The organism is Dactylosporangium sp. NPDC049140, from assembly GCF_040648435.1.
Map to the genome: position 1 here is coordinate 519,303 of NZ_JBEZDS010000003.1, position 25,783 is coordinate 545,085.

The following is a 25,783-nucleotide window of genomic DNA, read 5'->3' on the forward strand; positions in this document are numbered from 1 at the left end:
GCGGTGCGGCCCGTGGCTCGCGGTCGCACCGTTCCTCATCGTGATGCTCGTCGGTCTCGTGCTGCCGGTGATCGCCCTCGCGACCGGCGCGTTCGAGGGCGACTCGTTCGCCAGCTCCTTCAACTCCGGGTACCGCTCGGCGTTCTGGGGCTCGGTCAAGCTCTCCGTGGTCTGCGCCGTGCTCGGGGCCGGCGCCGGGCTGCTCGTCGCGCGGGCCGTCCTCTCGGGCGGGACGGTGCTGCGCCGGCTGGTGCTCACCGCGTCCGGGGTGCTGGCGAACTTCGGCGGCGTACCGCTGGCGTTCATGTTCATCGCCACGATCGGCAACGCCGGCATCGTCACCAGCCTGCTGCACGACTGGACCGGCTTCGACCTGGCCGACTCGCCGTTCAGCCTCTACCAGTTCGGCGGCCTCGCCGTCGTCTACCTCTATTTCCTGGTACCGCTGATGGTCATCGTCATCGCCCCCGCCCTCGACGGCGTGCGTGCGGAGTGGTCGGAGGCCGCCGAGAACCTCGGCGCGACCCGGGCCCAGTACTGGCGCCACGTCGCCGGCCCGCTGCTGGCCCCGCCGGTCATGGCCGGGGCGCTGCTGCTGTTCTGCGGCTCCCTGTCGGCGTTCGCGACCGCACAGGCGATGGTCGGCGGCACCGTACCGCTGGTCACGCTGCAGATCGCCAACGCGCTGTCCGGCAACGTGTCGGCGGACAACGCCGGGGTCGGCGCGGCCCTGGCCATCGAGATGATCATCATGGTCGGCGTCGTGATGGCCGCGTACTGGACGATCGAGCGGCGCACCGCGAGGTGGCTGCGATGACCGCGGTCCTGACCCGGCCGGTCGCCGAGGTCGTCCACAAGCCCCGGCGGAGGACGAACTTCGGCCGGATCGTCGTGCTCGCCGTCGCCGGCGTCTACTTCCTGGTCCCCCTCGCCGCCGCGATCTGGTTCACGATCCAGGACAAGGTCAACGGCGGGGTCACCGGCGAGTACTACACCAGCATCCCCCAGGCCGAGGGCTTCGCCGAGGCGCTGCGCCGGTCGCTGTCGCTGGCCGTGCTGACCGTCCTCGGCGTCCTGCTCGTCACCGTGCCCGCGATGCTCGCCGTCACGCTGCGGCTGCCGAAACTGCGCCCGATCGTCGAGGGCCTGTCGCTGCTGCCGCTGGTCATCCCGCCGATCGCGCTCGTGGCGGGCGTGCGCGACATGCTCGCGCTCGGCCCCGACCAGCTCGCCGGCACCCCGTTCGGCGACGCGCTGGTCTCCTCGCAGGACCCGGACCTGCCGATCATCCTCATCGTGGTGTACATCGTGCTGGCCACCCCGTTCGCATATCGCTCGCTGGACGCCGGCATCCGCGCCATCGACGCCCGCACGCTCGTGGACGCGGCGCGCGGCCTCGGCTCGTCCTGGTTCGACGTGGTGTGGCGGGTGCTGCTGCCCAACCTGCGCGGCGCGGTCCTCGGCGCAGCGTTCCTCACGCTGGGGCTGGTCCTGGGCGAGTACACGATCGCCAGCATCCTGCTCTTCGACACCCTCCCCACGTGGCTGGTCAAGATATCGGGCGAGAACGGGCAGCTGTCCGTGTCCGTCTCCACCGCCAGCCTGCTGTTCACCTGGGTCCTGCTGCTCGTCGTGTCCCTGGCGGACCGGCGCCGAACCTCACGGAGTGACACATGAGCGCCCTCGGTGTGCGCATGCTCGGCATGCGCCGCAGCTTCGGGGCCGTCCACGCGCTCGACGGTCTCGACCTCGTCATCGAGCCCGGCGAGTTCATCGCCCTGCTCGGCCCGTCCGGCTGCGGCAAGACCACGGCCCTGCGGGTCCTGGCCGGGTTCGAGACCGCCGACGCCGGCACGATCCGGGTCGGCGACAAGGACATCACCGGCCTCGCCCCGAACAAGCGGGACATGGGCATGGTGTTCCAGGCGTTCAGCCTCTTCCCGAACCTCACCGCGGCCGACAACGTCGCCTTCGGGCTGCGCGTGCGCGGCGTCGACGGCGGCGCGCGGCGCAAGCGGGCCGCCGACCTGCTCGAGCTCGTCGGGCTCGGGCCGGTCGGGAAGCGGTACCCGCACCAGCTCTCCGGCGGCCAGCAGCAGCGCGTCGCCCTGGCCCGCGCCCTGGCCATCGAGCCCCGGGTGCTGCTGCTCGACGAGCCCCTGTCGGCGCTGGACGCGCAGGTCCGGGTCCAGCTGCGCGACGAGATCCGCCGCATCCAGCAGCGGCTCGGCATCACCACGCTGTTCGTCACCCACGACCAGGGCGAGGCGCTCAGCGTCGCCGACCGCGTCGGGGTCATGAAGGCGGGCCGGCTCGAGCAGCTCGCCGACCCCGACACGCTGTACCACCGCCCGGCCACCCCGTTCGTCGGCGAGTTCGTCGGCACCATGAACCGCCTGCCCGGCGTCCTCGGGGCCGACGGCACCGTCCGCGTGCTCGGCGCCGACCGCCCGCTCGCCGACGCCAGCCAGGCCACCCCGGGCGCCGTGGTCGTGCTCGTGCGGCCCGAGGCGATGACCCTGAAGGCGTCGGACCAGGGCGGCGCGCTCGTCGTGGTCCGCACCTTCCACGGCGCGCTGACCCGCCTGGCGGTCCGCCTCGGCGACGGCGACGAGGCCCTGGTCGACCTGCCGTCCCCGCAGGCGGCGGGCATCAAGCCGGGCGACACGGTCACCGTCGGCGTCGGCGAGGGCCCCGTGCTGGTCGCCGACAGCGTGGAGGGGCCCGCGGCGGTACCGCAGTCCGCTAAGGTCCCCGCGCATGGGGATGTCTAGCTACCTTCGCAACCTGCGCCGGCACGTCGGGCACGACCTCGTGCTCCTGCCCGGCGTGTCGGCGGTGGTGCTCAACGACGCCGGGGAGCTGCTGCTCGGCCGGCGCAGCGACACCGGCACGTGGTCACTGCTCGCCGGGATGGTCGACCCCGGCGAGCAGCCCGCCGACGCGATCGTGCGCGAGGTGCGCGAGGAGGCCGGCGTCGAGATCGCCGTCGAGCGCCTCGCCGGGGTCGCGATGCACCCGGTCACCTACCCCAACGGCGACCAGTGCGACTACCTCAACGTGTGGTTCCGCTGCCGGTACGTCTCCGGCGAGGCCCGCGTCAACGACGAGGAGTCGCTGGACATGCGCTGGTTCGCGCCCGGCGGGCTCCCGCCGCTGGAGGCGTTCGCCCGGCTGCGGATCGAGCAGGCCCTGCGCGACGAGCCCGCGGCCTGGTTCACCGCCCCCGGGTCGAAACATCCCGCGATCCGGGAGCGCAACGCCGTCTGATTTTTCGAACCGATTGCGGGTGTACCGCCGGTGCCCGGTCGATCCCGCCGAGCACCGGCGGCCTTCACTGCGCAGGCGGCCAGTTCGGCCCCGAGGAGGGCGGCGGAGGCGGCGAACCCGGCAGCGGCGGAATCCCGGCCGGCGGCGGACCGTACGCCGGCGGCGCCGACGTGGGCGGACCGTACGCGGGTGGCGCGGACGACGGCGGCGCGGACGCGGGCGGGGCCGAGGTGGGCGGACCGTACGCGGGCGGCGCGGACGACGGCGGCGCGGACGACGGCGGCGCGGACGACGGCGGCGCGGACGCGGGCGGGGCCGAGGTGGGCGGACCGTACGCGGGCGGCGCCGACGCCGGAGGCGCGGATGCGGACGTGGGCGGACCGTAGGCGGGCGGGGCCGGGCTCACGGGACCGGCCGGCGCATACGGTGAGGCGGGCGCCGCCTGGGCCGGATAACCGGGCTGAGCCGGATACCCGGGCGCGGGCTGGGCCGGGTAGCCGCCCACCGGTACCGGATAACCACCCGGCGGCGGGAAAGCGCCCGGCGGCGGGAAGCCCGGGGCGAGCACCGGGGCCGGCCGCGCCACGACGAACGGCGACGCCCGCCGCCCGATAAGCTCGAGCAGCCACACGACCAGGACCCCGAACAGGCCGAACAGGGCCTCGACGAGGAGCATCTGCCACGCGCTGAGATTCTGCAGCAGCAGCAGGTACCGGGTGCAGGCGTAGATCACGACGGCGAGCACGACGCCGAGGACACCGGCCCGGCGCCCGAGCGGGCTCACCCCGGCCAGCAGCACGGTGGCCAGCGCGGCGAGGGTCAGGCCGGTGTCGACCGGGCTGGCCGAGGCGAGCTGGATCGTCAGCACGACGCCGGCCACGGCCGCGGCGACGCTCGAGCCGAACACCCCGACCAGCGCGCCCACGAGCTTGGCGAGGCTGAACGCGCCCGCCTCGCCGCCGGTGGGGCGGTTGGCGGAGAGGTACCGCCGGACCGGCGGGAACGCGAAGGCGACCCCGCCGGCGATGGACAGGACGATGAAGGCGACGCCCCAGGGCCAGTAGGTGTCGGGCCGGTCGTGCAGCACGATGGTCTGCCCGTCGTCGAGGCCGATCACGACGGCCTGCACGAGGAGGCCGCCGAGCAGCGTGACGGCCCAGCCGGGCAGGCCCGTGAGCCCGACGAGCAGGGCGAGCACCAGGCCGATGCCGGCGACCGCGAACAGCGCGACGCCCATGCCCTGGTCGGCGTACAGGTACGCGGACAGCTGGGCCAGGGACCCGATGGCGAGGTTGGGGGTGCCGGTGCGCAGCGACAGGGACATGCCGGCCGCGGCGAAGCCGAGCGAGGCGATGGGCAGCCAGATGCTGCCCGTCTCGAAGAGTCGCTGACCCTTGCCGCTGTACAGCGCGATTGTCACGCCGATCGCGGCCAGTAGGAGGACGCCCTCCCAGATCAAGTGCGGCAGCAGTTCGCGGAACGGCCGGGCCGGGGGCGGCGAGGGGACATCGCTCATGCCGGGCAACATACCGTGCACCGGCCCCGGTCGCCGCTCCCGTCACGCGGCGCGCCGAGGCAGGCCGGCGACGGGCACCGGCACCCTCACGCGGCGCGGCTGAAGTTCGGCCCGACGCGCCACCGGCACCCTCACGCGGCGCGGCGCGGCTGAAGCCCGGCCGACGTATCGCCGCTGCCCCCGCCGACGCCGGCTCCGGCGTTCTCACGCCGCGGCAGGAGCGTGCTCGCCACGGCCAGCACGACCCCGATCCCGGCGGCGGCGAGGAACACCCGGTCGAAGCCGTCGACGGTGGCGAGCAGCGCGAGGCCGATCGACGACCCGGCCTGGCTCGCGGTACTGGCCAGCCCGCCGGCCGTCCCCGCGTCGCCCTCCGGCACCCCCGCGGTCGCGGCGGCCATGAGCGTCGGGAAGACCAGGCCGATCCCGGCCGCGACGAGCAGCGTCGGCCCGAGGACCCCGGCGAGGTAGCCGGTCCCGGCCCGCGACAGCCACGCGAATCCGGCGGTGAGGCACACCGACCCGCACAGCACGAGCACGCGCGGACCGAGACGCGGCAGCAGTACCGCCGCCCAGTGCGCGACCACCACGAACAGGACGGCCGCGGGGGTCTGGCCGAGCCCGGCCCGCAGCGCGCTGTAGCCGAGGACGTTCTGCAGGAGCAGGGACGAGAAGTACCACAGCCCGATCGCCGCCGCCCCGAACAGCAGCAGCATCGCGTCGGCGGCGGCCGGGCCCCGGCGGGCGAGCAGCCGCAGCGGCAGCATCGGCGCCGCGGCGACCCGCCACTCGACGACCGCGAAGACGGCGAGCAACCCGAGGCCGGCCGCGACCGTCCCGCCGTGCCCGCGCATCACGCCGTAGATGAGCGCGGCCAGGCCCGCGGTGCCGGTGACCGCGCCGAGCACGTCGAGGCGTTCCCGCGGGCCGGGCCGGTCGCCGGGCAGTGCCGCGAACGCCACGGCGACCAGGGCGGCGCCGATCGGCACGTTGACGAGGAACACCCAGCGCCAGGACAGGGCGGTGGTGAGCGCGCCACCGGCCAGCGCGCCCGCCATCCCGCCGACGCCGCCCGCGGCCGACCAGGCGCCGAACGCCCGGGCCCGGGCCGCGCCGGCGGTGAACGCGGTGCTGATGACGGCGAGGGTCGCAGGGGCGAGCAGCGCGGCGCCGAGCCCCTGCACGGCGCGGGCCGCGACCAGCACGCCCGCGGTCGGGGCCAGGCCGGCGGCGAGGCTGGCCAGCGCGAAGAGCAGCACCCCGCCGGCGAGCAGGCGGCGGCGTCCGGCCAGGTCCGCGGCGCGGCCGCCGAGCAGCATGAAGCCGGCGAGGGTCAGCAGGTACGCGTCGACGACCCAGGCCAGGCCGGTCGGCGTGAAGCCGAGGTCGCGGCGGATCGAGGGCAGGGCGACGTTCACGATCGACGCGTCCAGGATCACCACGAACTGGCACGCGCACACCAGCGGCAGGACCAGCCAGGCGGTTCTCGGCACGATGGGCTCCCCGTGTAGGATTTAGTTACGCGCATAACGTTATGCGCATAACTATTTCTGTCAAGGAGGGGCCGTGGACTTCGCCGCCGCCGACGCGCTCAACCAGGCGATCCGGCTGCTCAGCCTGCGCCACCGGGCCCGCGCCGCGGCGCTGCTGGCCCCGCTCGGGCTGTACCCGGGCCAGGAGGCCCTGCTGCTCGAGCTCGACCGGACCGGGCCCCGCATCCAGGCCCAGCTCTCCGACGCGCTCGGCTGCGAGCCGCCCAGCGTCACCCTCATGACCAAGAAGCTGGAGGCGTCGGGGCACATCAGCCGCAGCCCCGCCCCCACCGACAAGCGGGCGACCGTCGTGGCGCTCACCGACCGCGGCCGGGCCCTGGCCCAGCGGGTCAAGGCGCTCTGGTGCGACCTCGCCGAGGAGACCGTCGCCGGGCTGCCCGCGGACACGGTCGCCGCCCTGCCCGCCGTGCTCGCCGCGCTGACCGCCAATGTCGACGCGCAAAATCGGGCGGACCGGGCGGGCCACCGAATCCGGGCGGAACGCAATACGCTCCAGGCGTGACCGACGAGCAGCGCGACGACCCGACTGCGCAGGCCCACGGCGAACTGTCGCTGGCCCGCATCGCGCTCGCCGACGGCGACCTCGGGCACGCGGCCGGCCACGTCGCCGGCGCGATCGCCTGGGCGCCCCGCCTGCCCGAGGTCCACGAGCTGCTCGCCGCCCTCGTCGCCCGGGCCGGCGACGAGGGCGCCATCGCACTGTTCCCCGTCGAGCAGCCGGCGTTCATCGGCTCCGTCGTCGCCCGCGCCCACCTGCAGGGCCGCCACGACCCGATGGGCGGCCTGCGGATGCTGGCCCAGGCGACCCGGTTCGACCCGGCCCAGCCCTGGGCCGACGTGACCTGGGTGCGGGCCCTCGAACCGCGCCGGCTCGACCCCGACGAGCTGGCCCGGCTCTTCGTGGCGGTCATGCCCGGGCTCGGCGATCCGGCCGGCGAGGTGGTGGCCCGGGTCAACGAGGTGTACCTCGACCTGGCCCGCCGCGCCTGCGCCGCCCACCCCGGCAGCGCGCTGCTGCACGGCGCCGCGGCCGGCCTGGCCCGCCGCTTCACCGCCCAGGTGCCGGGCGTCCTCGCCGAGGCGGTCCGGTGGGGCGCCCACGGCCACCGGCTGCACCCCGACAAGCTCACCGCCGTCTGGTACGCGTACGCCCTCAAGGCCGACGGCCGCCTCGACCAGGCCCTGCAGGTCATGCGCCAGGCGTGGCAGGCCCAGCCGGACGAGGTCGACCTGTGCGCCGACATGGCCAACTGGCTCGCCGAGGCCGGCCGCCTCGACGAGGCCCTCGAGCTGCTCGACGCGGCGATCCGGCGGGCCCCGGAGTACGACTGCGCCGTGCACACCGCCGCCCGGCTGCGCTTCCAGCGCGACGCCGACGTGCGCCACCTCGTGGGCCTCGTCGACTTCATGCGCGAGCACCCGGTCACCAGCCACGAGCACAGCGACCTCGACGGCGCCTGCCGGGGCCGGCCCTGGCTCGGCACGGTCAACGGCCCCGCCGAGTCCGTCATCAACCTGCTGCACCAGATCCCGCGCGCCGACCGCGCCATGGCCGGCACCGCGACCGTCTCCGCCCTCGAGGTGCCCAGCGCGCTGCGCGTCGTGCACCGCGAGCTGCCCGGCCTCGACCTCACGATCGAGGGCGACCCGCCGCCGGACATGGTGGCACCGCAGCGGCCCGGCGGCCGGGTGCTGTGGACCTACGCGGGGCTCGTCGCGTCGCCGGCGGTACCGCTGCCGTCACCGCGATCCCTGGAGCTCCTCCAGGGCGTCGTCTGGCCGTTCTGGCCCAACCCGGTGGCCGCCTACGACCATGCGCTGCCGCTGGGCCAGCTGCCCGCGGCCGAGCTGGTCGCGCTGCTCGTGCACCCGCCGGCCGGCCGCGACCAGCAGCTGCCCGACGGGGTGTGGGAGCGGGCGGCGCAGGCGTACAGCTGCCTGGGCCTGCTGCACTGCGACGAGCTGCGCGCCGGCGCCGAGCCGGGCGACACCGCCCGCCCGCGCGAGCTGCTCACCTCGATCGTCTACGGCGTCGAGGACTGGACCACCGAGGCGGCGGTGTTCGCCCTGGTCGTGGCCGCGTGGCTCGACCCGGCGTGCCGCCCGGAGGTGCGCGAGACGATCGGGCGCCGCTTCCTCGACGCGATGCAGCAGTCCCGCGCCCGGGTGGTGACGATCCGCGAGTCGCTGGCCACGCTGGTCCTGGCCACGCCGGACATGGTGCCGGAGGTGACCGGCCTGGCCCGCGAACTGCTCAGCCGCGCCGACGAGCCGGACGAGACGCCACCGGCGGCCGTGCCCGCGCCGGGCCGGAAACGACGCTGGTTCGGCCGCCGCGCATAAGCAGTAATCATCAACGTAAGAAAGGGCCGGCCCGATGGGCCGGCCCTTTTCACGAACGCGGGTTACCAATAGTGGCGGCGGCCGGCGATCGGACGGCCCACCGCGCCGAGAATCCACAGCACCGCGCCGACGATGAGCAGCACGATCCCGATCGTCTCGATGATGCCGACGTGCAGGAACAGGCCGACGAGGAACAGGATGAGACCTAGGACGATCATTTTGTCAGCTCCCGGGAGGAGTGGGGGTACCGATCTACGTGGATCTGGTACCCCCAAGGCCCCGGTTATCAAACACAACTCACCCGCGGCGGCCCCGCCTCGCGCGGATGTAGTCGGAGACGACGTAACGACCCAGGTCGTCGGCGTCCGGGGTGAAGACCCGCCCGCCGTTGCGGCGGGCCACGGCGTCGACGAAGCGCCGCAGGCCCGGATCCTCGCCGAGCATGAAGAAGTTCAGCACCGCCCCGTAGCGGGTGAGCTGGTCGACCTCGTGCACCGTGGCCTGGACCGTCTCGCGGGTCGAGGGCCACATGAAGTACGACTCGCCGTCGTCGAGCAGGTGGGCGGTCGGCTCGCCGTCGGTCACGACGAGGACGACCGGGTCGGACGCCGGGTGACGGCGCAGGTGACGGGCGGCCAGCTTGAGCGCGTGCTGCAGGTTGGTGCCCTGCACCATGTCGGGCTCGACGGCGGCAAGCTGCTCCTGGGAGAGCGTGGAGGCGTACCGCCCGAAGCCGATGATCTGCAGCGCGTCCTGCGGGAACCGGGTCGCCACGAGGTGGGACAGGGCGAGGGCGGCCTGTTTCATCGGGCCCCACCGCCCGTCGGCCATCATCGAGAACGACAGGTCGACGCAGAGCGCGACGGCGGCCGACACGCGCCGCTCGGTCTCGGCGATCTCGAAGTCCTCGACGTCCAGCCCGATCGGCAGGACCGCGGCGCCGCCGGTGGCCTGCCGGCGCACGGCGTTGCCGATCGTGCGCACCACGTCCAGGGCCTGCTCGTCACCGTACTGCCAGCGCCGTGACGCCCCGGTCAGCTCCCCGGCGGCGCCCGCGTCGCGCAGGTCGTGCTGGCCCTGCCGCCCGGCGTGCAGCTGGCCGAAGACGGTCCGCAGCGCGGTGCCGCCCAGCCGCCGCAGCGCCTTCGGGCTCAGGGTCAGCCCGTCGTCGCCGCGGGTCACCCAGCCCTGCCGGCGCAGCTGCTGCTCCAGTTCCCGCAGCCGGCGTACGTCGTCGGCGGCGGCCCGGCCCAGCTGCCGCTCGACCGCCTCGACGTCGACGTCGTCCAGGGTCGCACCGGGGTGCTCCTGGCCGAGCTGGTCGAGCAGGTCGTCGAGGTCGCCGATCTCCTCGAGGGCCCCGGCCGCGTCGCCGTAGCCGAGGTCGTTCTCGCCGCGGATGCGTTCGCCGCGGCCCCAGTTGAGGTTGGGGCGCAGCGCGCGCAGGTTGTCGGTGAGGGCGGCGAACTCCCCCGCCATGTCGCCGAGCGACTGGGCCATGAGGTCCTGCAGCTCGGCCCGCTGCTGCGCCGAGAGCGAGCGCATGAGCCGTTCGCCGGCGGCGGCCCGCCGGGCGAGGGCGTCGATGAGCTCGTCGACGTTGGCCGGCTTCTCCGGGAAGAAGTCGCCGTGGCGGTTCATGAACTCGGCGAACGCGTCGTCGGTGTTCTCGCCGCGGGCGTGCTTGGCGAGCAGGGCGTTGAGGTCCTGGAGCATCTCGCGCATCGCCGCCTGCGCCTCGGGGTCGCGCAACGCCTGCTGCATCCCCTGGAAGCGCTGCTCGACGACCTCCTGGCGGAGCTCGTCGAGGATCTGCTGGTACAGCTGCCGCGCTTCCGGAGATGTCCAGTTGTACTCGGACAATTCCGAAACAGCCCGTGCGGTCGATCGTGGCAGCGCGTCCAGCTGCGCCTCGGCGAATCGGGCGTCGTCGGAGTCGAGCCGGCTCAACGCGTCACGTTCGGAGGCCAGCGCCTGGTCGAGCAGCTGCGTGGAGCGCGTCACCGCGCCGTCGAGCTGCCCGCGGCGCATGGCCTCGCGGCGCATCCGGCGGGCCCGGGCGAGCAGGTCGTCGAGGCCCCGGCCGCCCTGAGGGCCGCGGCGCAGCAGGTTGCGCAGGGCGTCGCGCAGGCTGCCGCCCTCCAGCACCTCCTGGCCCACCTGGTCGACGGCGGCCCGCACGTCGTAGGGCGGGGCGAGCGGGTCGGGCCCGCCGCGCCACGCCCCGTAGCGGAACCTGTTGTGGCGCAAGATCAGCCTCCGTACACGGTGCGGCCGTCGTCGGTGAGGTCCTTCGACAGCCGCCGGGTCAGGTGCAGGCCCTCCAGGGCGAACTCGACGGCGGCGGCGGCCTCGCCGCGGCTGGGCGCGTCGCCGAGGCCGAGCCGGTCGAGCACCTTGGCCAGGCCCGGGACGGTGCCGACCTGGCGCAGGATCTCGTCGGCGCCGGCCAGCTCGCCGGTCTCGATGACCTGGCCCTCGGCGACGAGGTCGGTGAAGCCGGACAGGTCGAGCCCGGCCAGCCGGCCGCGGAACGTCTCCGCGGTCGCGGTACGCAGCAGGTGGGCGAGGATCTCGACCTCGCGGCCCTCCTCGCCGCTGTCGAACTCGACCTTGCCGCGCAGCGTCGAGGTCACCGACTCGGCGTCGCCGATGCGCGCGACCGGCAGGTCCTCGCGGAGCAGCCCGGCGCGGCGCAGCGCCGACGCGGAGACGGTCTCGGCGGCGGCGATGGCGAAGCGGGCGGAGACGCCGGAGCGGGCGTCGACCGACGGGGACTCGCGCACCGCGCGGGTGAAGCGTGCGAGGACCTCGATGACGTGGTCGGGGACCTGGGCGACGAGCTGGGCCTCCTGGCGTACCAGATCCATCTCCAGCTCGAGGTCCAGCGGGTAGTGGGTGCGGATCTCGGCCCCGAACCGGTCCTTGAGCGGCGTGATGATCCGCCCGCGGTTCGTGTAGTCCTCGGGGTTGGCGCTGGCCACGAGCAGGATGTCCAGGGGCAGGCGCAGCTGGTAGCCGCGGACCTGGATGTCGCGCTCCTCGAGCACGTTGAGCAGCGACACCTGGATGCGCTCGGCGAGGTCGGGCAGCTCGTTGACGGCGAAGATGCCGCGGTTGGTGCGCGGCACGAGGCCGAAGTGGATGGTCTCGGGGTCGCCGAGGGTGCGGCCCTGCGCGACCCGGATCGGGTCGACGTCGCCGATGAGGTCGCCGACGCTGGTGTCGGGGGTGGCGAGCTTCTCGCCGTACCGCAGCGACCGGTGCACCCAGTCGACCGGCAGCGCGTCGCCGGCCTCGGCGGCGAGCCGGCGCGAGGCGGGCGTGATGGGCTCGAAGGGGTGCTCGTTGAGCTCCGAGCCGGCGATGATCGGCGTCCACTCGTCGAGCAGGTGGATCAGGCCGCGGATGACCCGGGTCTTGCCCTGGCCGCGCTCGCCGAGCAGCACGACGTCGTGGCCGGCCAGGATGGCGCGCTCGAGCTCGGGCAGGACGGTGTCGTCGTAGCCGACGATGCCGGGGAAGCGCGGCTCGCCGGAGCGCAGCCGGTCGAGGAGGTTCTCGCGGAGCTCCTCCTTCACGGTGCGGAACCGGTGGCCGCTCGCCCGGAGCTCGCCTGCCGTGCGGGGAAGGTCCAGGGGCTGGTCTGGCGTCACAGTCACATCAGCGAACACTATCTCGGATCACCAGGTTCCCGCCGCCTCCAGGAGCCGGCCGCGCACGGCAACCACCGCAGCGGACGCCGCGCCCGCCCGGCATGCGAGAAACAGCGTGTTCAGCGGCGGTACCTCCGGATGCTCCAGCACCACGAGCCGCCCCTCGGCGAGGTCGGCCCGGCACAGGTACTCCGGCAGCACGCTGAACCCCGCGCCGGCCCGCACCGCCGCGAGCACGGCGTGCAGGTTGGGCACGACCACCTCGGCGGTGCGGGTCGCGCGGGTGCCGTAGACGCTGCGCCAGTACCGCCGGATGATCGGCAGTTCCTCGGCGTAGGCGACCAGCGGCATGTGCCCGGGGTCCCCCGCCACCGCCGCGACCAGCACGAACTCCTCGTCGTAGAGGGGCTCGGCGACGAGCCGCCGCGACCGGGGGCGGGTGGTGAGCACGGCCAGGTCGAGCGCGCCGGCCTCGAGCCCGCGCACGAGGTCGTCGTTGAGCCCGAGCGTGACCCGCAGCCGGATTCCCGCCGTCGCGAGCGCGGGCAGCACCTTCTCGGTCATGAACTCGGCCGCCCCGCCGAGGTGCACCGTCCCGGTGACCGCGTCCGGCGCGGGGTCGGCCACGGCCTCGAGCGCGTCGAGCGGCCCGGCGACCTGCCGTGCGAGCAGGTCCGCGGCCGGCGTCGGCGCGACGCCGCGGGGCTGGCGCACGAACAGCTGCTTGCCGAGCGCGGCCTCGAGCGAGCGCACCTGCCCGGTGACCGCCGGCTGCGAGAGCCCGAGCCGCCGCGCGGCCGCGGTGACCGACCCCTCCCGGTGCACCGCGAGGAAGGTCCGCAACAGATCGAAAGACAAAGCCATAACCTTTCCGATGGTACCGCCGTCGCCTCCCTATTGGTCGTGATGGCACCGGGCACGGCAGCCTGGTTCCCATGTCGACCATCCTCACCGTGCTGACCAGCCACGCCTCCCTCGGCGAGACGGGCCGCCGGACCGGCTACTACGTTTCCGAGGCGGCCGAGCCGTGGCGCACCTTCACCGCCGCCGGCCACACCGTGGACCTCGCCTCCATCGCCGGCGGCACGCCCCCGTCCGACGGCGACTGGGACGGCTTCGAAGACTTCCGCCCGGTCGCGGCCGCCGGCACGCTGCCCGTCGCCGGTGCCGACCCGGCCCGCTACGACGCGGTCTTCCTGGCCGGCGGCCACGGGACGATGTGGGACTTCCCGTCGTCGGGCGCCCTGGCCGCGCTCCTGGCGTCCGTGTACGCGCGCGGCGGCGTCGTCGGCGCGGTCTGCCACGGCCCGGCCGGCCTGACCGAGGTCGTCCTGCCCGGCGGCGCCCACCTCCTCGCGGGCCGCGAGGTCGCGGGGTTCACCGACGAGGAGGAGTCCGCGGTCGGCCTCACCGAGGTCGTACCGTTCTCGCTCCAGCAGCGCCTGACCGCCCGCGGCGCCGTGGTACGCCCCGGCCCGCCGTTCGCCGCGAACGTCGTCCGCGACGGCCGCCTCGTCACCGGCCAGAACCCGGCCAGCGCGCAGGGCGTGGCCGAGGCGATCCTGATGGCCCTCTCAGCCTGACTCAGTACCGTCACAGTCGGTCACATCGAGGATCGCCGTATGACGATCCTCGATGCCCGGGCCCTGCCGGCGTGGGCGGCCGCCGCCTGGTCCGCGGGCTACGGCGCGCTGGCCGTGACCTGGTGGGCCGAAGGCGGCGACTACCCGTTCGCCCGCGTCGACGACGCGCACAGCTCGCAGTCGCTCCTGGAGGGCACCGCGCCGGCGGTCGTGGCCCCGATCATGGCCCTGGTGTGCCTGGCCGCCACGCTGCTGGGGGTGTACCTCGCCCGCGGCGGCCGCGCCCGCGCCGCGCTCGCCTTCGGCTGGACCCTGGCGGCGGTCCTGGCGCTCCTGCTGCCCGACTACTCGCTGCTGGCGTTCGTGGCCTTCGCACCGCTCCTGCTGGTCTTCGCCTTCACCGGCGTACCGGGCCCGCAGGACGGCCTGGGCGACATCATGTACTGGCACCGCACGAACCTGCTGATCCTCTTCGCGGGCGGCCTGCTGTGGGCGGCCGCGACCCTGCGGTCGTCCCGCCGCGCGGTGGCGTCCACCACGCCCCCGGAGACCCTGCTGCGCTGGGGCCGCCGGGCCGTGTGGGTGGCCGTGCTGGCCCCGGTCCCGTACGAGGTCACGCGCATCGCCTGGTTCCTGGGCGTCCCGCTGGGCATCCCGCGCGACTTCCTCACGATGATGCAGTCCACACCCGGCATGCTGGAGGTCGGCCTGGGCTGCGCGGTGGCCTCGATCGGCGGCGGCGTCCTGACCCACGGCCTGGTCCGCCCGTGGGGCGAACGCTTCCCGCGCTGGACCCTGTGGTTGTCGGGCCGCCGGGTCCCGCCCCTGCTGGCGGTGGCCCCGGCGATGCTTGTCGCGGTGGTGCTGATCCCGGCCGGCCTGATGAACGCCCGCCTGCCGATCACCGCCTCGACCTGGGGCGTCACGGCGCCGGGCCTGCTGTGGGTGGTGTGGGGGGCGGCCCTGGGCACCGCCGCCGTCACGTACCACTTGCGCCGCCGCCCCCGGTCCCCGTCCTGACCTCCTTGCCCGGCTCCCCGCCGCTGCTTTCCGCGGCCGGCTCCGTTCCCATGCCTGCGGAGGCCGAGGTCAACGGCGGCAGATCCCGCAGCATCCGGAACGTCACCACCGCCAGCCCGACGAGCATCACCGCACAGACCGCCGCCACCACGTGCAGCCCCGCCGTGGACGCGTCCCGGGCTGCATCCAGCACCCGCTCCCCCATCGGCCCGGGCAGCGTCCCCGCAACGGCCGTGGCCTCCGTAACCGTGTCCCGGGCCCCACCGGCCGCATCCGGGGAGAGCCCACCCGGCAGCTCGACCACCGCCCGGTACACCGCCGTCCCGAGACTCCCGAGCAACGCGATCCCGAGCGCGTACCCGAACTCCCCGCTGACCTCGTTGAGCGCCCCCGCGGCCCCGGCCCGCTCCACCGGCGCCGCCCCGAGCACAATCCCGGTCGCGAGCGTGACCATCGGCCCCATCCCGAGATTCGTGACGATGAACGCCGCGATGATCGGCAACGGCCCCGCCGACGCCGGAACGAACACGACACTCGCCACTCCCGCCGCGGACAACAACAGCCCGCCGCCGATGAGCCACCCTTGCCGAACGCGCCGGGCGAGCAACGGCGAAACCTGAAAACTGCCGGCGGTCGCGATAGCGGCGGGCAGAATCCAGAGCCCGGCATCGCGCGGCGAAAGCCCATCGACGAGCTGCAGATGCTGCGTGATGAACACCATCATGGCGCCGGTCAACATCGTGCCGACAAACATCCCGCCGAGCGCCGTGGCAAACGCCCGATCGCGAAACAACCGAAGATCGAGCAACGGCTCCCGCCGGCGCCCGCCCTCGCCTTTGCCGAACGCGTCCTTTCCTCCGGGCTCGGACGCGGCTTCGGCCGAGCGGATGTCCGCACCGAGCTTGGTCTGGCGGCGCACGAACACGACCCCCAGGGCCACACCCATCAGCAGAGCCGCAACCGGCAGCGGGCGCCAGCCGTCACGGGCGAGCTCCTTCACTCCGTAGACCAGCGGAAGGATCGCGGCCAACGACAGGGCCACGCTCGGCAGGTCGAAACGCCCCGCACCCGGATGCCGCTGCTCCGGCAGCAGGAGCGGACCAAGGATCAGCAGCAGAACCATCGGCGGTACGCCCAGCAGGAACGCCGACCCCCACCAGAAATGCTGCAACAGCAATCCACCCACGAACGGCCCGATGATCGCGCCGCTCATGAAGCAGACCATCCACACGCCGATCGCCAGGCCGCGGCGGCGCGGGTCCGGGAACAGGCCGCTGATCAGGGCCAGAGCCGACGGTGCGAGGGTGGCCCCCGCGATGCCGAGCAGGGCACGGGCGGCGATGAGCATGAGCGGCCCGGTGCTGTACGCGGCCACGATCGAGGCCGCCCCGAACGCCGCCGCGCCGAGCAGCAGGAGCCGCCGCCGCCCGATGCGGTCGCCCAGCGTGCCCATGGTGATCATGGAGCCGGACAGCAGGAAGCCGTACACGTCGAGGATCCACAACTGCTCGGTACTACTCGCGTGCAGGTCGGCGCCGATGCGGGGCATGGCCAGGAGCAGCACGAACACGTCGATCGAGACCAGCAGGGCCGGGAGGGCGAGCACGGCCAGGCCCAGCCACGGTGAGCGTTTCATCATGCCAACCGGTCGACGCCGGCGACCGGGGTTCGACATCCCTCGCGAAATTCCGGCAATACCAAGCACTGACATCGTCCCCCGGGTCGACGCGGCCGGCCGGCCGGTCAACCGTCAGGGACGCAGGCCCTCGGGCGCAGGCGACACGGACCCTCGGGCGTCGGTGCGCCGCCTGACACGAACCCGCTGCACGCCGGGAGCGGGCCGGCGGCGCCGCGGAGCCGGGATTGCCGAATTAGCGGATTACCGGATTACTGGATTCGCTAATCCGGTAAATCGGGGGCGATCACTCTCCGTGGCTGAAAGGCCCGCTCAGTCCTGGAAGCGAACGTCCAGCCACGACGTGAAACCGTGCCAGGTGGCGGTCGGGTCGTGGCGTTGGTAATACTCCCTCGCCGTCTCGCCGCCCAGGCGGATCACCGCCGCCGTCGCGCAGCCGATCACCGTTGTCACCGTCAGGCCCTGCTGTGCGGAGTACCACAGCGGCAGCAACGGCTGCAGATGGTCGAGCTGGAGCTGGTTGTCCGGCAGCAGCACCGCGTCGGGGCTGAAGACCACGCCCAGCAGGAGGGACAGCGTCACCAGCAGCAGCATCCAGCCGACCACCGTGCGGGTGTACGGCGTGCGCCGCGGGATCGCCATCGCCGTGCCCGACAGCAGCCCGGCCAGGCCCGTGGCCAGCACCGACGCGCCCGTGAGGTGCACATAGACAGTCTCGATCAGCAGGGCCTCGTTGCGAGACCACGGGCCCAGGGCGTCGACCAGCCCCTCGTACCGCAGCAGCAGAAACCCCGCCGTGGCGGCCTGGCCGAGCTCCAGCACGGCGCACGCCGTCACCAGCCGGAAAGCCACCCGGACGGGATGCACACGCCGACGGTACGACGGTATAGGGCAGGATGGAGGCGACGTTTCGTAACGAAGGAGTCAAGCGCATGGCCCTGAGCAAGCCCGAAGTGACCCTGCCCGACGGTCCGCCGCCGGCCGACCTCGTCATCGAGGACATCACCGTGGGTGACGGCCCCGAGGCCGTGACCGGTCAGCAGGTGAGTGTCCACTACGTCGGGGTGTCGCTGTCGACCGGCAAGGAGTTCGACGCCTCGTGGAACCGCGGCGGCGCCTTCGACTTCGGCCTCGGCCGTGGTCAGGTTATCGCCGGCTGGGACCGCGGCGTGGCGGGCATGCGCGTCGGCGGGCGCCGCAAGCTGGTCATCCCGCCCCACCTGGGCTACGGCGACCGCGGCGCGGCCGGCGTGATCAAGCCCGGCGAGACCCTCGTGTTCGTCGTCGACCTGCTCGGCACCAACTGAGCGTCGGCCCGCAACGGAGGCCGGGAACCGCCGCGCGACCAAAACGCGGGACGCAGCGACGACCGGAAATAGCTCCGAACCGGGTGGTCAACGCCGGAAGAAGCACCCCAATTCCCGGCTGTCGGGACAAAATCCCCGCAGCCGGGAATGCGGAAATTCACAGCCGTCCCACAGCGCACTCGGCAGATCGAGATGCGATGCTGGACCATCGGCGGCGGGCCGATGAGCGGGCATACGAAGGGGTGTGCAGATGACGACGCAGTCGGCGGCACCGCGGGCAAAGCGGATCCTGATGGTTGGAGCGCCGGGCGCCGGAAAAGGCACCCAGGCCGACGCGATCGCGAAGCAGTTCGGCATCTCGCACATCGCGAGCGGCGACCTGCTGCGCAAGCACATCTCGGACGGCACGACCATCGGCAAGACCGTCGAGGACATCGTCAACAAGGGCGAGCTGGTCCCGGACGCCGTGATCATGGACATGCTGCGCAAGCCCGTTCTGTCCGCCAGCGAGACCGGCGGCTACGTGCTGGACGGCTTCCCGCGCACGGTCGAGCAGGCCGAGGCCGCGTACCGAACCGCCGGCAGCCTCGGCGTCGGCGTCCAGATCGCCGTGCACCTGGACGTGCCCGAGGAAGAGCTGATCCGCCGCATGCTGGCCCGGGCCCGCGGCGCGGACGACACCGTGGACGTCATCCGGCACCGGATCAAGGTGTACGAGGAGAAGACCCGCCCGCTGCTGGAGTACTACCAGTCCCGCGAGCTGCTCATCCAGGTCAACGGGGCCCGCCCGGTGTCCGAGGTCACGTGGTCGATCATCGTGCAGCTGCAGCGCGCCTTCAAGCGCCCCAACACGCACGTGCGTCAGGCCACCGCCGACAAGGCAGTGGCCTGACCCAACCCGCAACAGCAACCAAACGCCCGAAAGCAACAAAACGCGTAAAAGCCTAATGAAGCGCAAAAGCCTCAAAAGGCCAACGCTAAGAGGCCAGCGCGGCCGACACGACCCCCTGCGCCTCCTGCTGGATCAGCGCGAGGTGCTCGGGCCCCTTGAAGGACTCCGCGTACACCTTGTAGACGTCCTCGGTCCCCGACGGCCGCGCCGCGAACCACCCGGAGCCGGTGACCACCTTCAGCCCCCCGATGGCGGCCCCGTTCCCCGGGGCCTCCGTCAGCTTCGCCGTGATCGGCTCCCCGGCCAGCGACGTGGCCGTCACCTGCGACGGCGACAGCTTGCCGAGCACCGCCTTCTCCTGCCGGGTCGAGGCGACGTCGAGCCGCGCGTACGCCGGCTCACCGTGGCGCCCGACCAGGTCCCGGTAGTGCTCCGACGGCGTGCGGGACGTGCGGGCCAGGATCTCCGACGCGAGCAGGCACAGCAGGAGGCCGTCCTTGTCGGTCGTCCACACCGACCCGTCGCGGCGCAGGAACGACGCCCCGGCGCTCTCCTCCCCGCCGAACCCGACCGTGCCGTCCAGCAGCCCGGGCACGAACCACTTGAACCCGACGGGCACCTCCACGAGGGTCCGGCCGAGGTCGGCGGCCACGCGGTCGATCATCGACGACGACACCAGGGTCTTGCCGATCGCCGCGCCGAGGGGCCAGCCGGAGCGGTTGCGGTACAGATAATCGATCGCGACCGCGAGGAAGTGGTTGGGGTTCATGAGCCCCGCGTCGGGGGTGACGATCCCGTGACGGTCCGCGTCCGCGTCGTTACCGGTGGCGATCTGGTAGTCGGCGCGGCGCCCGATGAGCGAGGCCATCGCGTTCGGTGACGAGCAGTCCATCCGGATCTTGCCGTCCCAGTCGAGCGTCATGAACCCGAACGCCGGGTCGACCACCGGGTTCACCACGGTCAGGTCGAGGTTGTACCGCTCCCCGATGTACGCCCAGTACGCCACGCTCGCCCCGCCCAGCGGGTCGGCCCCGATCCGCACCCCGGCCGCGGCCACGGCCTCGAGGTCGATGACCGAGCCGAGGTCGTCGGCGTAGGAGGCGAGGAAGTCGTACCGCTGCGTCGTCTCCGCCGCCAGGGCCCGCGCGTAGGTGACCCGCCGGACCCCGTCCAGGCCGCCGCGCAGCAGCTCGTTCGCGCGGTCCTGGATCCACTTGGTCACGTCGGTGTCGGCCGGGCCGCCGTTGGGCGGGTTGTACTTGAAGCCACCGTCCTCCGGCGGGTTGTGCGACGGGGTGACCACGACCCCGTCGGCCCCCCGGTGCCGGTTGGTGAGGATCGCGTGCGACACCGCGGGCGTGGGCGTGAAGCCGTCCCGGCTGTCGATGAGCACGCTCGCCCCGTTGGCCGCGAACACCTCCAGGGCGCTCACGGTCGCGGGCTCGGACAGCGCATGGGTGTCCCGCCCCAGAAACAGCGGGCCGGTGTACCCCTGGGCCGCCCGGTAATCGCAGATGGCCTGGCTGGTCGCGACGATGTGGTCCTCGTTGAACGAGCCGCGCAGGCTCGAACCGCGGTGACCGGAGGTCCCGAACGCGACCTGCTGGGCGGGGTCGGCCGGATCGGGGTGCACGGCGTAGTAACTGGTGATCAGCCGCGGCACGTCGACGAGATCGGAGCGCTGCGCGGGCTGACCGGCGCGGGCATGGACGGACATGGCCAATACGTTGCCACGTCCCAACGCCCGGCACACGACGGACGGGGCAGCGGGCGCAACCCGCGCCGCCGTACACTGCCGCCGTGACAACGACGACGATGTATGCACGGGTCGGCGGGGGCCCGGCCGTCAAGCAGGTCGTCGACCTGCTGTACACGTGGATCCTGGCCGACGAGCAGCTCGGCCCGTACTTCGAGGACGTCACGGTGCACGAGCTCAAGCGGCACATGGCGGCCCTGCTGGCGCAGGTGCTCGGCGGCCCGCAGGAGTACGGCGGGCGCGAGCTCGGCCCCGCCCACGACGGCCTGCACATCACCGACGAGCACTACACCCGGGTCGTCGACCTCGCCCTCGCCGCACTGTTCAAGGCCCACGCCCCGCGCGACGTGGTGGCCGCGGTCGAGGACACGCTCAACGCGGTCCGCGCGGAGATCGTGACCGCCTAGGATCGACCCATGACCTGGGTCGCACCGCAAGCACCGCCGTTCGGGGGTTCGCTCGTCGCCGACGAGCGAACCCTGCTCGAAGGCTGGCTCGACTGGCAGCGGGCGGTGCTGGCCGGCAAGTGCACGGGCCTGACCGGCGCCGAGCTCGCCGAGCCGTCGGTCCCGCCCTCGACGATGTCGCTGCTGGGCCTCGTGCGCCACCTCACCGACGTCGAGCGCGAGTGGTTCCACGCCCGCTTCCACGGGCGCACGGTGCAGTACCAATACCGCCGCCCCGACGCCAAGGACGCCGCCTTCGATGAGGTCGACCCGGCCCACGCCGAGCGGGACTACACCCGGCTCATCGACGAGTGGCGCTCGTCGCGCGCGGCGGTCGCGGACAGCCGCCTGGACGACGCCTTCGAGGACGCCCAGCGCGGCCCGATGTCGCTGCGGGCGGTGTACCTGCACCTCATCCAGGAGTACGCCCGGCACAACGGCCACGCGGACCTGCTGCGCCAGCGCATCGACGGCGAGACCGGCTGAGCCCGCGGCGGGCGGGCTCAGCCGAGCCGTCGTCCGTCACCTTCGCTTGCTGGCCACCATCCCCGGCCGCATGGCGACCAGCCCAAGGCAGATCGTGATAACGCCGATCACGATGTTGTTCGCGATCGTGCCGCCCGTGGCGTACCCGCGCAGGATGACGAACGGCGCGACGATCGTCCACACGCCGAGCACCACCGGCAGCCACGCCAGGCCGTGCGTACGGCCGTAGGCGACGGCGAACCCGCCCGCGAGGACGGCGATCGCGATGCCGCAGATGAAGTTGTTGACGGACAGGTTCGCCTCGAAGGGCGGGAACCCCACGATCCACGGTGAGACCGCGAGGTAGAGCCCCGCCAGCATCAGGGCGCCGTCGGTGATGCGCGCGGCGGGCGTCTCCGCCACCTGGTCGTACCGTGCGCGCATTTCGACGATGTCCGGGTGCCCTTCGAGGTCTGCGATGGGTCGGACCATGACGACCCCCTTCCGGTCGGATGAGGGGTGGACTAACCCGATCCGCGTGGAACTAACACTCTTGCCGGGCTGAACTATCGGCGGACCGGACGCGGCGGGCCGGCGCTGCGAACGCCCTGCTCCGCCACGTCCGGCTGGTTTCGCGTGGGAGCCGCGAGTGGGGGTTCGGCATCACCTCCATGACGATCGATGGGTGCGGTGACGGTAACGCCGCTTGTCCCGGGAGCGCTCCCATGCCAGAATCCACGTCACCTCGCGGATGGGAGCCGCCGGGGCACTGCCAGCAATGCCGTTGCCACCCAACGCCATTGCGCTGTGCGGTGCCTGTCCCCCGGTTCGTAACTTTCACGAGGAGCGAGATGACCACACCCCAACGCGGGCCGAAACTTCGGCTCCGCGCGTTGGCCGTCGGCGCGCTGATCGCCGCCAGCTTTGTCGCACTGCCGGCCGGCACCGCCCATGCCGCGACCGGCTGCTCGGTGGTGTACAGCGTGCGCAGCCAATGGCCGACCGGCTTCACCGGCGACCTGGTCGTCACCAACCTGGGTGACGCCGTGTCCAGCTGGAACGTCACCTGGACCTACGCCGGGAACCAGACCCTCACGCAGAGCTGGAACGGCGACTTCACCCAGTCCGGCAAGAACGTGACGATCAAGAACGCGGCCTGGAACGGCAACCTGCCCTCGGGCGGGACGGTCAACCCGGGCTTCAACGCCAGCTACAGCGGCACGAACACCAACCCGACGAGCTTCTCGCTCAACGGCACCCCGTGCACGGGCCCGAACCAGGCCCCGTCCGTCTCGCTGACGGCCCCGGCGGCGAACACCCGCTACTCGGCGCCGGCCACGATCCCGATGACGGCCACGGCCACGGACCCGGACACCGGCGACTCGATCGCGAAGGTCGAGTTCTACCACGACGGGCTGCTGCTGGGCTCCGACACCACCGCGCCGTTCACGTACAACTGGACCGGCGTGCCGGCCCAGACGGCGGCGTACAGCCTGCAGGCCAAGGCCTACGACAGCAAGGGCGCGGTGGGCACCTCCACCGCGGTGCCGGTCTTCGTCGACCCGGTCACCGGGCCGTCGATCATCGCCTCACCGACCTCGCTGAGCGTGCCCGAGGGCAGCACGGCGACGGTAGGGGTCAAGCTCAACCAGGCCCCGTCGTCGAGCGTGACGGTGGCGGTGGCCAAGTCCGGCGACACCGACATCACCGCCAGCCCGGCGTCGCTGACCTTCACCACGTCGAACTGGAACACCGCGCAGAACGTGACCCTCGCGGCGGCCCAGGACGCGGACACGACGAACGGCACGGCGACGCTCACCCTGAGCTCCTCCGGCTGGCAGTCGGCGACGGTCGCCGTGAACGAGAGCGATGACGACGTGGCCGGCGGCGTGTATGTGCAGCGCTTCCTGGAGCAGTACACGAAGATCCACGCGAACGGGTACTTCTCCTCGGAGGGCGTCCCGTACCACGCGATCGAGACCCTCGTCGTCGAGGCGCCCGACTGGGGTCACGAGACGACCTCGGAGGCGTTCAGCTTCTGGATCTGGATGGAGGCGCAGTACGGCCGGGTGAAGGGTGACTGGGCCCCGTTCAACAAGGCCTGGGACACGATGGAGAAGTACATCATCCCGACCCACGCCAACCAGACCACCGGCGGCTACAACGCCAGCGACCCGGCGGACTACGCCCCCGAGGCCGAGCAGCCCAGCCTGTACCCGCAGCAGGGTGGCCACCTGGACTCGTCCATCAAGGTCGGCGCCGACCCGCTGTACAGCGAGCTGACGTCGACGTACGGCAACACCGACGTGTACGCCATGCACTGGATCGAGGACGTCGACAACGTCTACGGCTACAGCTCCTGCACCCCGGTGGCCGGTTCGAAGGTGTCGTTCATCAACACGTACCAGCGCGGCCCGCAGGAGTCGGTGTGGGAGACCGTCGCCCACCCGTCCTGTGAGACGTTCGCCTACGGCGCCAAGCAGAACGGCGGGTACCTGCCGCTGTTCATCGACGGCACCCCGGCGAAGCAGTGGCGTTACACCGACGCCCCGGACGCCGACTCCCGCGCGGTCGAGGCCGCCTACTGGGCGTTGCAGTGGGCCACGGCCCAGAACAAGCAGGCCGACGTGGCGGCAACCGTCGCCAAGGCGGCGAAGATGGGTGACTACCTGCGCTACGCGATGTACGACAAGTACTTCAAGAAGCCGGGCTGCACCTCGCCGACCTGCGCGGCCGGCACCGGCAAGGACTCGGCGGCGTACCTGCTGTCGTGGTACTACGCCTGGGGCGGCGACGCGAGCGGCCAGTGGGCGTGGCGGATCGGTTCCAGCCACAACCACCAGGGCTACCAGAACCCGCTCGCGGCGTGGGCGCTGTCCAACGTCTCGGCGCTGACCCCGAAGTCGCCGAGCGCGAAGGCCGACTGGCAGACCAGCCTGGGCCGCCAGCTCGAGTTCTACCAGTGGCTGCAGTCGTCCGAGGGCGCTTTCGCCGGCGGCGCGACGAACAGCTGGGGCGGCAACTACTCGGCCCCGCCGTCCGGCACGCCGACGTTCTACGGCATGGCCTACGACGTGCAGCCGGTGTACCACGACCCGCCGTCGAACCAGTGGTTCGGCTTCCAGGCCTGGTCGATCGAGCGCGTGGCGGAGTACTACTACGCGACCGGTGACGCCAAGGCCAAGACGATGCTCGACAAGTGGGTCAGCTGGGCGATCGCGAACACCACCTTCGCTACGAACGGCGACTTCAAGATCCCGGACACGCTGTCCTGGACCGGTGCCCCGGCCACCTGGAACCCGTCCAGCCCGGCCGCGAACACCAACCTGCACGTGTCGGTCGTGAGCACCGGCACCGACGTCGGCGTGGCCGCGGCGTACGCCCGGCTGCTGACGTACTACGGCGCCAAGGCGAACAACACCTCGGCGAAGACGACGGCGAAGAAGCTGCTGGACGGCATCTGGCTGCACACCGACACGCAGGGTGTGGGCATTCCGGAGACCCGGACGGACTACAACCGCTTCGACGACGTGTGGTCCTCGTCCAACCAGCAGGGCCTGTACATCCCGTCGGGGTACAGCGGCGTCATGCCCAACGGTGACGTGATCGCCCCCGGCAAGTCCTTCCTGGACATCCGCTCCTTCTACAAGAACGACCCGAACTGGCCGGCCGTGCAGTCGTACCTCAACGGCGGCTCGGCCCCGACGTTCACGTTCCACCGGTTCTGGGCCCAGTCCGACATCGCCATGGCGATGGCCGACTACGGCCTGCTGATCGGCTCCTAGGCACGACCGGGCGCCCCGCCGCACGGCGGGGCGCCCACCCCGATCGACACGTCGGAAATTTCCGACGTATAGTCGGCGGCATGCCCGAGACCGCCGTCTTCGCGGCGCTGGCCAGCCCGGTCCGCCGCCAGGTCCTTCAGGTGCTGCGCGACGAGGGCCCCCAGCCCGTGGCCGCCCTGTCGGCCCGCTTCGAGCTCGCCCGCCCGAGCTTCTCGGAGCACCTCAAGGTGCTGCGGGACGCTGGCCTCGCCAGCGAGACACGCCAAGGGCGGCAGCGGGTGTACCGTCTGGAGCCCGCCGCGCTCCAGGACGTCCGCGCCTGGCTCGAGCCGTTCGAGCAATTCTGGGCCGCCCGGCTCGCCGGCCTCGGCGCCGTCCTCGACGAGCTGCCATGACCGGTCCGCAGCGAAGCGGAGGGGCCGGTCATCATGGGCTCAGCTCGGAGGTCGTGCGGCCGGAGCGAAGCGGAGGGCGCATGACCGGTCCGCAGCGAAGCGGAGGGGCCGGTCATCATGGGCTCAGCTCGGAGCCTCGAGGGCCTGGCCGTGCAGGGCC

Annotated in this window: 24 protein-coding genes; 14 read left to right on the forward strand and 10 right to left on the reverse strand. The window is 72.7% G+C overall.

All coding sequences use genetic code 11. The annotated features are described in order from the left end of the window. The first annotated feature begins 43 nt into the window (after positions 1-43). The 4 genes from AB0B76_RS08660 to AB0B76_RS08675 are packed head-to-tail and all read left to right on the forward strand — an operon-like array spanning position 44 to position 3,270. Entirely contained in the window at positions 44-817 is a 774-nt protein-coding gene (locus AB0B76_RS08660) for an ABC transporter permease subunit (protein WP_360371687.1), read from the forward strand. After that, entirely contained in the window at positions 814-1,677 is an 864-nt protein-coding gene (locus tag AB0B76_RS08665) for an ABC transporter permease subunit (RefSeq protein ID WP_360371563.1), read from the forward strand. The genes AB0B76_RS08660 and AB0B76_RS08665 overlap by 4 nt, the downstream gene beginning before the upstream one ends. Next, positions 1,674-2,774: an ABC transporter ATP-binding protein gene (locus tag AB0B76_RS08670; protein ID WP_360371566.1), complete on the forward strand. Its 1,101-nt coding sequence runs from the start codon at positions 1,674-1,676 to the stop codon at positions 2,772-2,774. Before AB0B76_RS08665 ends, AB0B76_RS08670 begins: the two co-directional genes overlap by 4 nt. Then, a complete protein-coding gene (locus AB0B76_RS08675) occupies positions 2,761-3,270 on the forward strand; it encodes an NUDIX domain-containing protein (RefSeq protein ID WP_360371569.1) in 510 nt (169 codons plus the stop codon). The genes AB0B76_RS08670 and AB0B76_RS08675 overlap by 14 nt, the downstream gene beginning before the upstream one ends. Positions 3,271-3,334: 64 nt before the next feature. On the opposite strand, the gene AB0B76_RS08680 is transcribed toward AB0B76_RS08675, so the two are convergent. After that, positions 3,335-4,786 (reverse strand): hypothetical protein, encoded by a 1,452-nt coding sequence (locus tag AB0B76_RS08680; protein WP_360371572.1) that lies wholly within the window; start codon positions 4,784-4,786, stop codon positions 3,335-3,337. Positions 4,787-4,917: 131 nt separating this feature from the next. Next, positions 4,918-6,279, reverse strand: coding sequence for an MFS transporter (locus AB0B76_RS08685; protein ID WP_360371575.1), 1,362 nt, complete (start codon positions 6,277-6,279; stop codon positions 4,918-4,920). A 73-nt stretch (positions 6,280-6,352) separates the two neighbouring features. On the opposite strand from AB0B76_RS08685, the gene AB0B76_RS08690 reads away from it, so the two are divergent. After that, positions 6,353-6,841: a MarR family winged helix-turn-helix transcriptional regulator gene (locus AB0B76_RS08690; protein WP_360371578.1), complete on the forward strand. Its 489-nt coding sequence runs from the start codon at positions 6,353-6,355 to the stop codon at positions 6,839-6,841. Next, positions 6,838-8,682: a tetratricopeptide repeat protein gene (locus tag AB0B76_RS08695; RefSeq protein ID WP_360371581.1), complete on the forward strand. Its 1,845-nt coding sequence runs from the start codon at positions 6,838-6,840 to the stop codon at positions 8,680-8,682. Before AB0B76_RS08690 ends, AB0B76_RS08695 begins: the two co-directional genes overlap by 4 nt. A 62-nt stretch (positions 8,683-8,744) precedes the next feature. On the opposite strand, the gene AB0B76_RS08700 is transcribed toward AB0B76_RS08695, so the two are convergent. The 4 genes from AB0B76_RS08700 to AB0B76_RS08715 all read right to left on the reverse strand — a co-directional run bounded on the left by AB0B76_RS08700 (position 8,745) and on the right by AB0B76_RS08715 (position 13,196). After that, positions 8,745-8,900, reverse strand: coding sequence for a DUF6131 family protein (locus AB0B76_RS08700; protein ID WP_223092164.1), 156 nt, complete (start codon positions 8,898-8,900; stop codon positions 8,745-8,747). A gap of 79 nt (positions 8,901-8,979) precedes the next feature. Continuing rightward, the gene (locus tag AB0B76_RS08705) at positions 8,980-10,932 is read right to left on the reverse strand and encodes a VWA domain-containing protein (protein WP_360371585.1); all 1,953 of its coding nucleotides are present in this window, start codon (positions 10,930-10,932) and stop codon (positions 8,980-8,982) included. 2 nt (positions 10,933-10,934) lie between these two features. Next, the gene (locus AB0B76_RS08710) at positions 10,935-12,344 is read right to left on the reverse strand and encodes a sigma 54-interacting transcriptional regulator (protein ID WP_360371588.1); all 1,410 of its coding nucleotides are present in this window, start codon (positions 12,342-12,344) and stop codon (positions 10,935-10,937) included. 21 nt (positions 12,345-12,365) lie between these two features. After that, entirely contained in the window at positions 12,366-13,196 is an 831-nt protein-coding gene (locus tag AB0B76_RS08715; protein WP_360371591.1) for a LysR family transcriptional regulator, read from the reverse strand. Between the two features lie 77 nt (positions 13,197-13,273). On the opposite strand from AB0B76_RS08715, the gene AB0B76_RS08720 reads away from it, so the two are divergent. Together AB0B76_RS08720 and AB0B76_RS08725 are read left to right on the forward strand one after the other, a co-directional pair. Beyond that, entirely contained in the window at positions 13,274-13,921 is a 648-nt protein-coding gene (locus tag AB0B76_RS08720; RefSeq protein WP_360371594.1) for a type 1 glutamine amidotransferase domain-containing protein, read from the forward strand. Between the two features lie 39 nt (positions 13,922-13,960). After that, positions 13,961-14,941 (forward strand): NYN domain-containing protein, encoded by a 981-nt coding sequence (locus AB0B76_RS08725; protein ID WP_360371597.1) that lies wholly within the window; start codon positions 13,961-13,963, stop codon positions 14,939-14,941. Here AB0B76_RS08725 and AB0B76_RS08730 read toward each other — a convergent pair. Then, positions 14,901-16,688, reverse strand: a complete 1,788-nt coding sequence (locus AB0B76_RS08730) for an MFS transporter (RefSeq protein WP_360371600.1) — start codon at positions 16,686-16,688, stop codon at positions 14,901-14,903. The genes AB0B76_RS08725 and AB0B76_RS08730 overlap by 41 nt on opposite strands. Positions 16,689-16,889: 201 nt before the next feature. Then, positions 16,890-17,444 (reverse strand): hypothetical protein, encoded by a 555-nt coding sequence (locus tag AB0B76_RS08735; protein WP_360371603.1) that lies wholly within the window; start codon positions 17,442-17,444, stop codon positions 16,890-16,892. Between the two features lie 65 nt (positions 17,445-17,509). On the opposite strand from AB0B76_RS08735, the gene AB0B76_RS08740 reads away from it, so the two are divergent. Further along, entirely contained in the window at positions 17,510-17,884 is a 375-nt protein-coding gene (locus tag AB0B76_RS08740) for an FKBP-type peptidyl-prolyl cis-trans isomerase (protein WP_360371606.1), read from the forward strand. Between the two features lie 250 nt (positions 17,885-18,134). Beyond that, positions 18,135-18,776 carry an adenylate kinase gene (locus tag AB0B76_RS08745; protein WP_360371609.1) on the forward strand — a complete coding sequence of 214 codons (642 nt, stop codon included), beginning with the start codon at positions 18,135-18,137 and terminating at the stop codon, positions 18,774-18,776. Positions 18,777-18,861: 85 nt separating this feature from the next. On the opposite strand, the gene pgm is transcribed toward AB0B76_RS08745, so the two are convergent. Beyond that, positions 18,862-20,493, reverse strand: a complete 1,632-nt coding sequence (gene pgm, locus AB0B76_RS08750; RefSeq protein ID WP_360371612.1) for a phosphoglucomutase (alpha-D-glucose-1,6-bisphosphate-dependent) — start codon at positions 20,491-20,493, stop codon at positions 18,862-18,864. A gap of 83 nt (positions 20,494-20,576) precedes the next feature. On the opposite strand from pgm, the gene AB0B76_RS08755 reads away from it, so the two are divergent. Together AB0B76_RS08755 and AB0B76_RS08760 are read left to right on the forward strand one after the other, a co-directional pair. Continuing rightward, on the forward strand, positions 20,577-20,939 hold the full coding sequence (locus tag AB0B76_RS08755; RefSeq protein ID WP_360371615.1) for a group 1 truncated hemoglobin: 363 nt from the start codon (positions 20,577-20,579) through the stop codon (positions 20,937-20,939). 9 nt (positions 20,940-20,948) lie between these two features. Further along, positions 20,949-21,464, forward strand: coding sequence for a DinB family protein (locus AB0B76_RS08760; RefSeq protein ID WP_360371618.1), 516 nt, complete (start codon positions 20,949-20,951; stop codon positions 21,462-21,464). A gap of 36 nt (positions 21,465-21,500) precedes the next feature. On the opposite strand, the gene AB0B76_RS08765 is transcribed toward AB0B76_RS08760, so the two are convergent. Beyond that, positions 21,501-21,935: an SPW repeat protein gene (locus AB0B76_RS08765; protein WP_360371621.1), complete on the reverse strand. Its 435-nt coding sequence runs from the start codon at positions 21,933-21,935 to the stop codon at positions 21,501-21,503. 359 nt (positions 21,936-22,294) lie between these two features. On the opposite strand from AB0B76_RS08765, the gene AB0B76_RS08770 reads away from it, so the two are divergent. Both AB0B76_RS08770 and AB0B76_RS08775 read left to right on the forward strand, forming a co-directional pair. Next, positions 22,295-25,228 (forward strand): glycoside hydrolase family 48 protein, encoded by a 2,934-nt coding sequence (locus tag AB0B76_RS08770; RefSeq protein WP_360371624.1) that lies wholly within the window; start codon positions 22,295-22,297, stop codon positions 25,226-25,228. A gap of 80 nt (positions 25,229-25,308) precedes the next feature. Next, positions 25,309-25,623, forward strand: a complete 315-nt coding sequence (locus AB0B76_RS08775) for a metalloregulator ArsR/SmtB family transcription factor (protein ID WP_360371627.1) — start codon at positions 25,309-25,311, stop codon at positions 25,621-25,623. Positions 25,624-25,783: the final 160 nt, after the last annotated feature.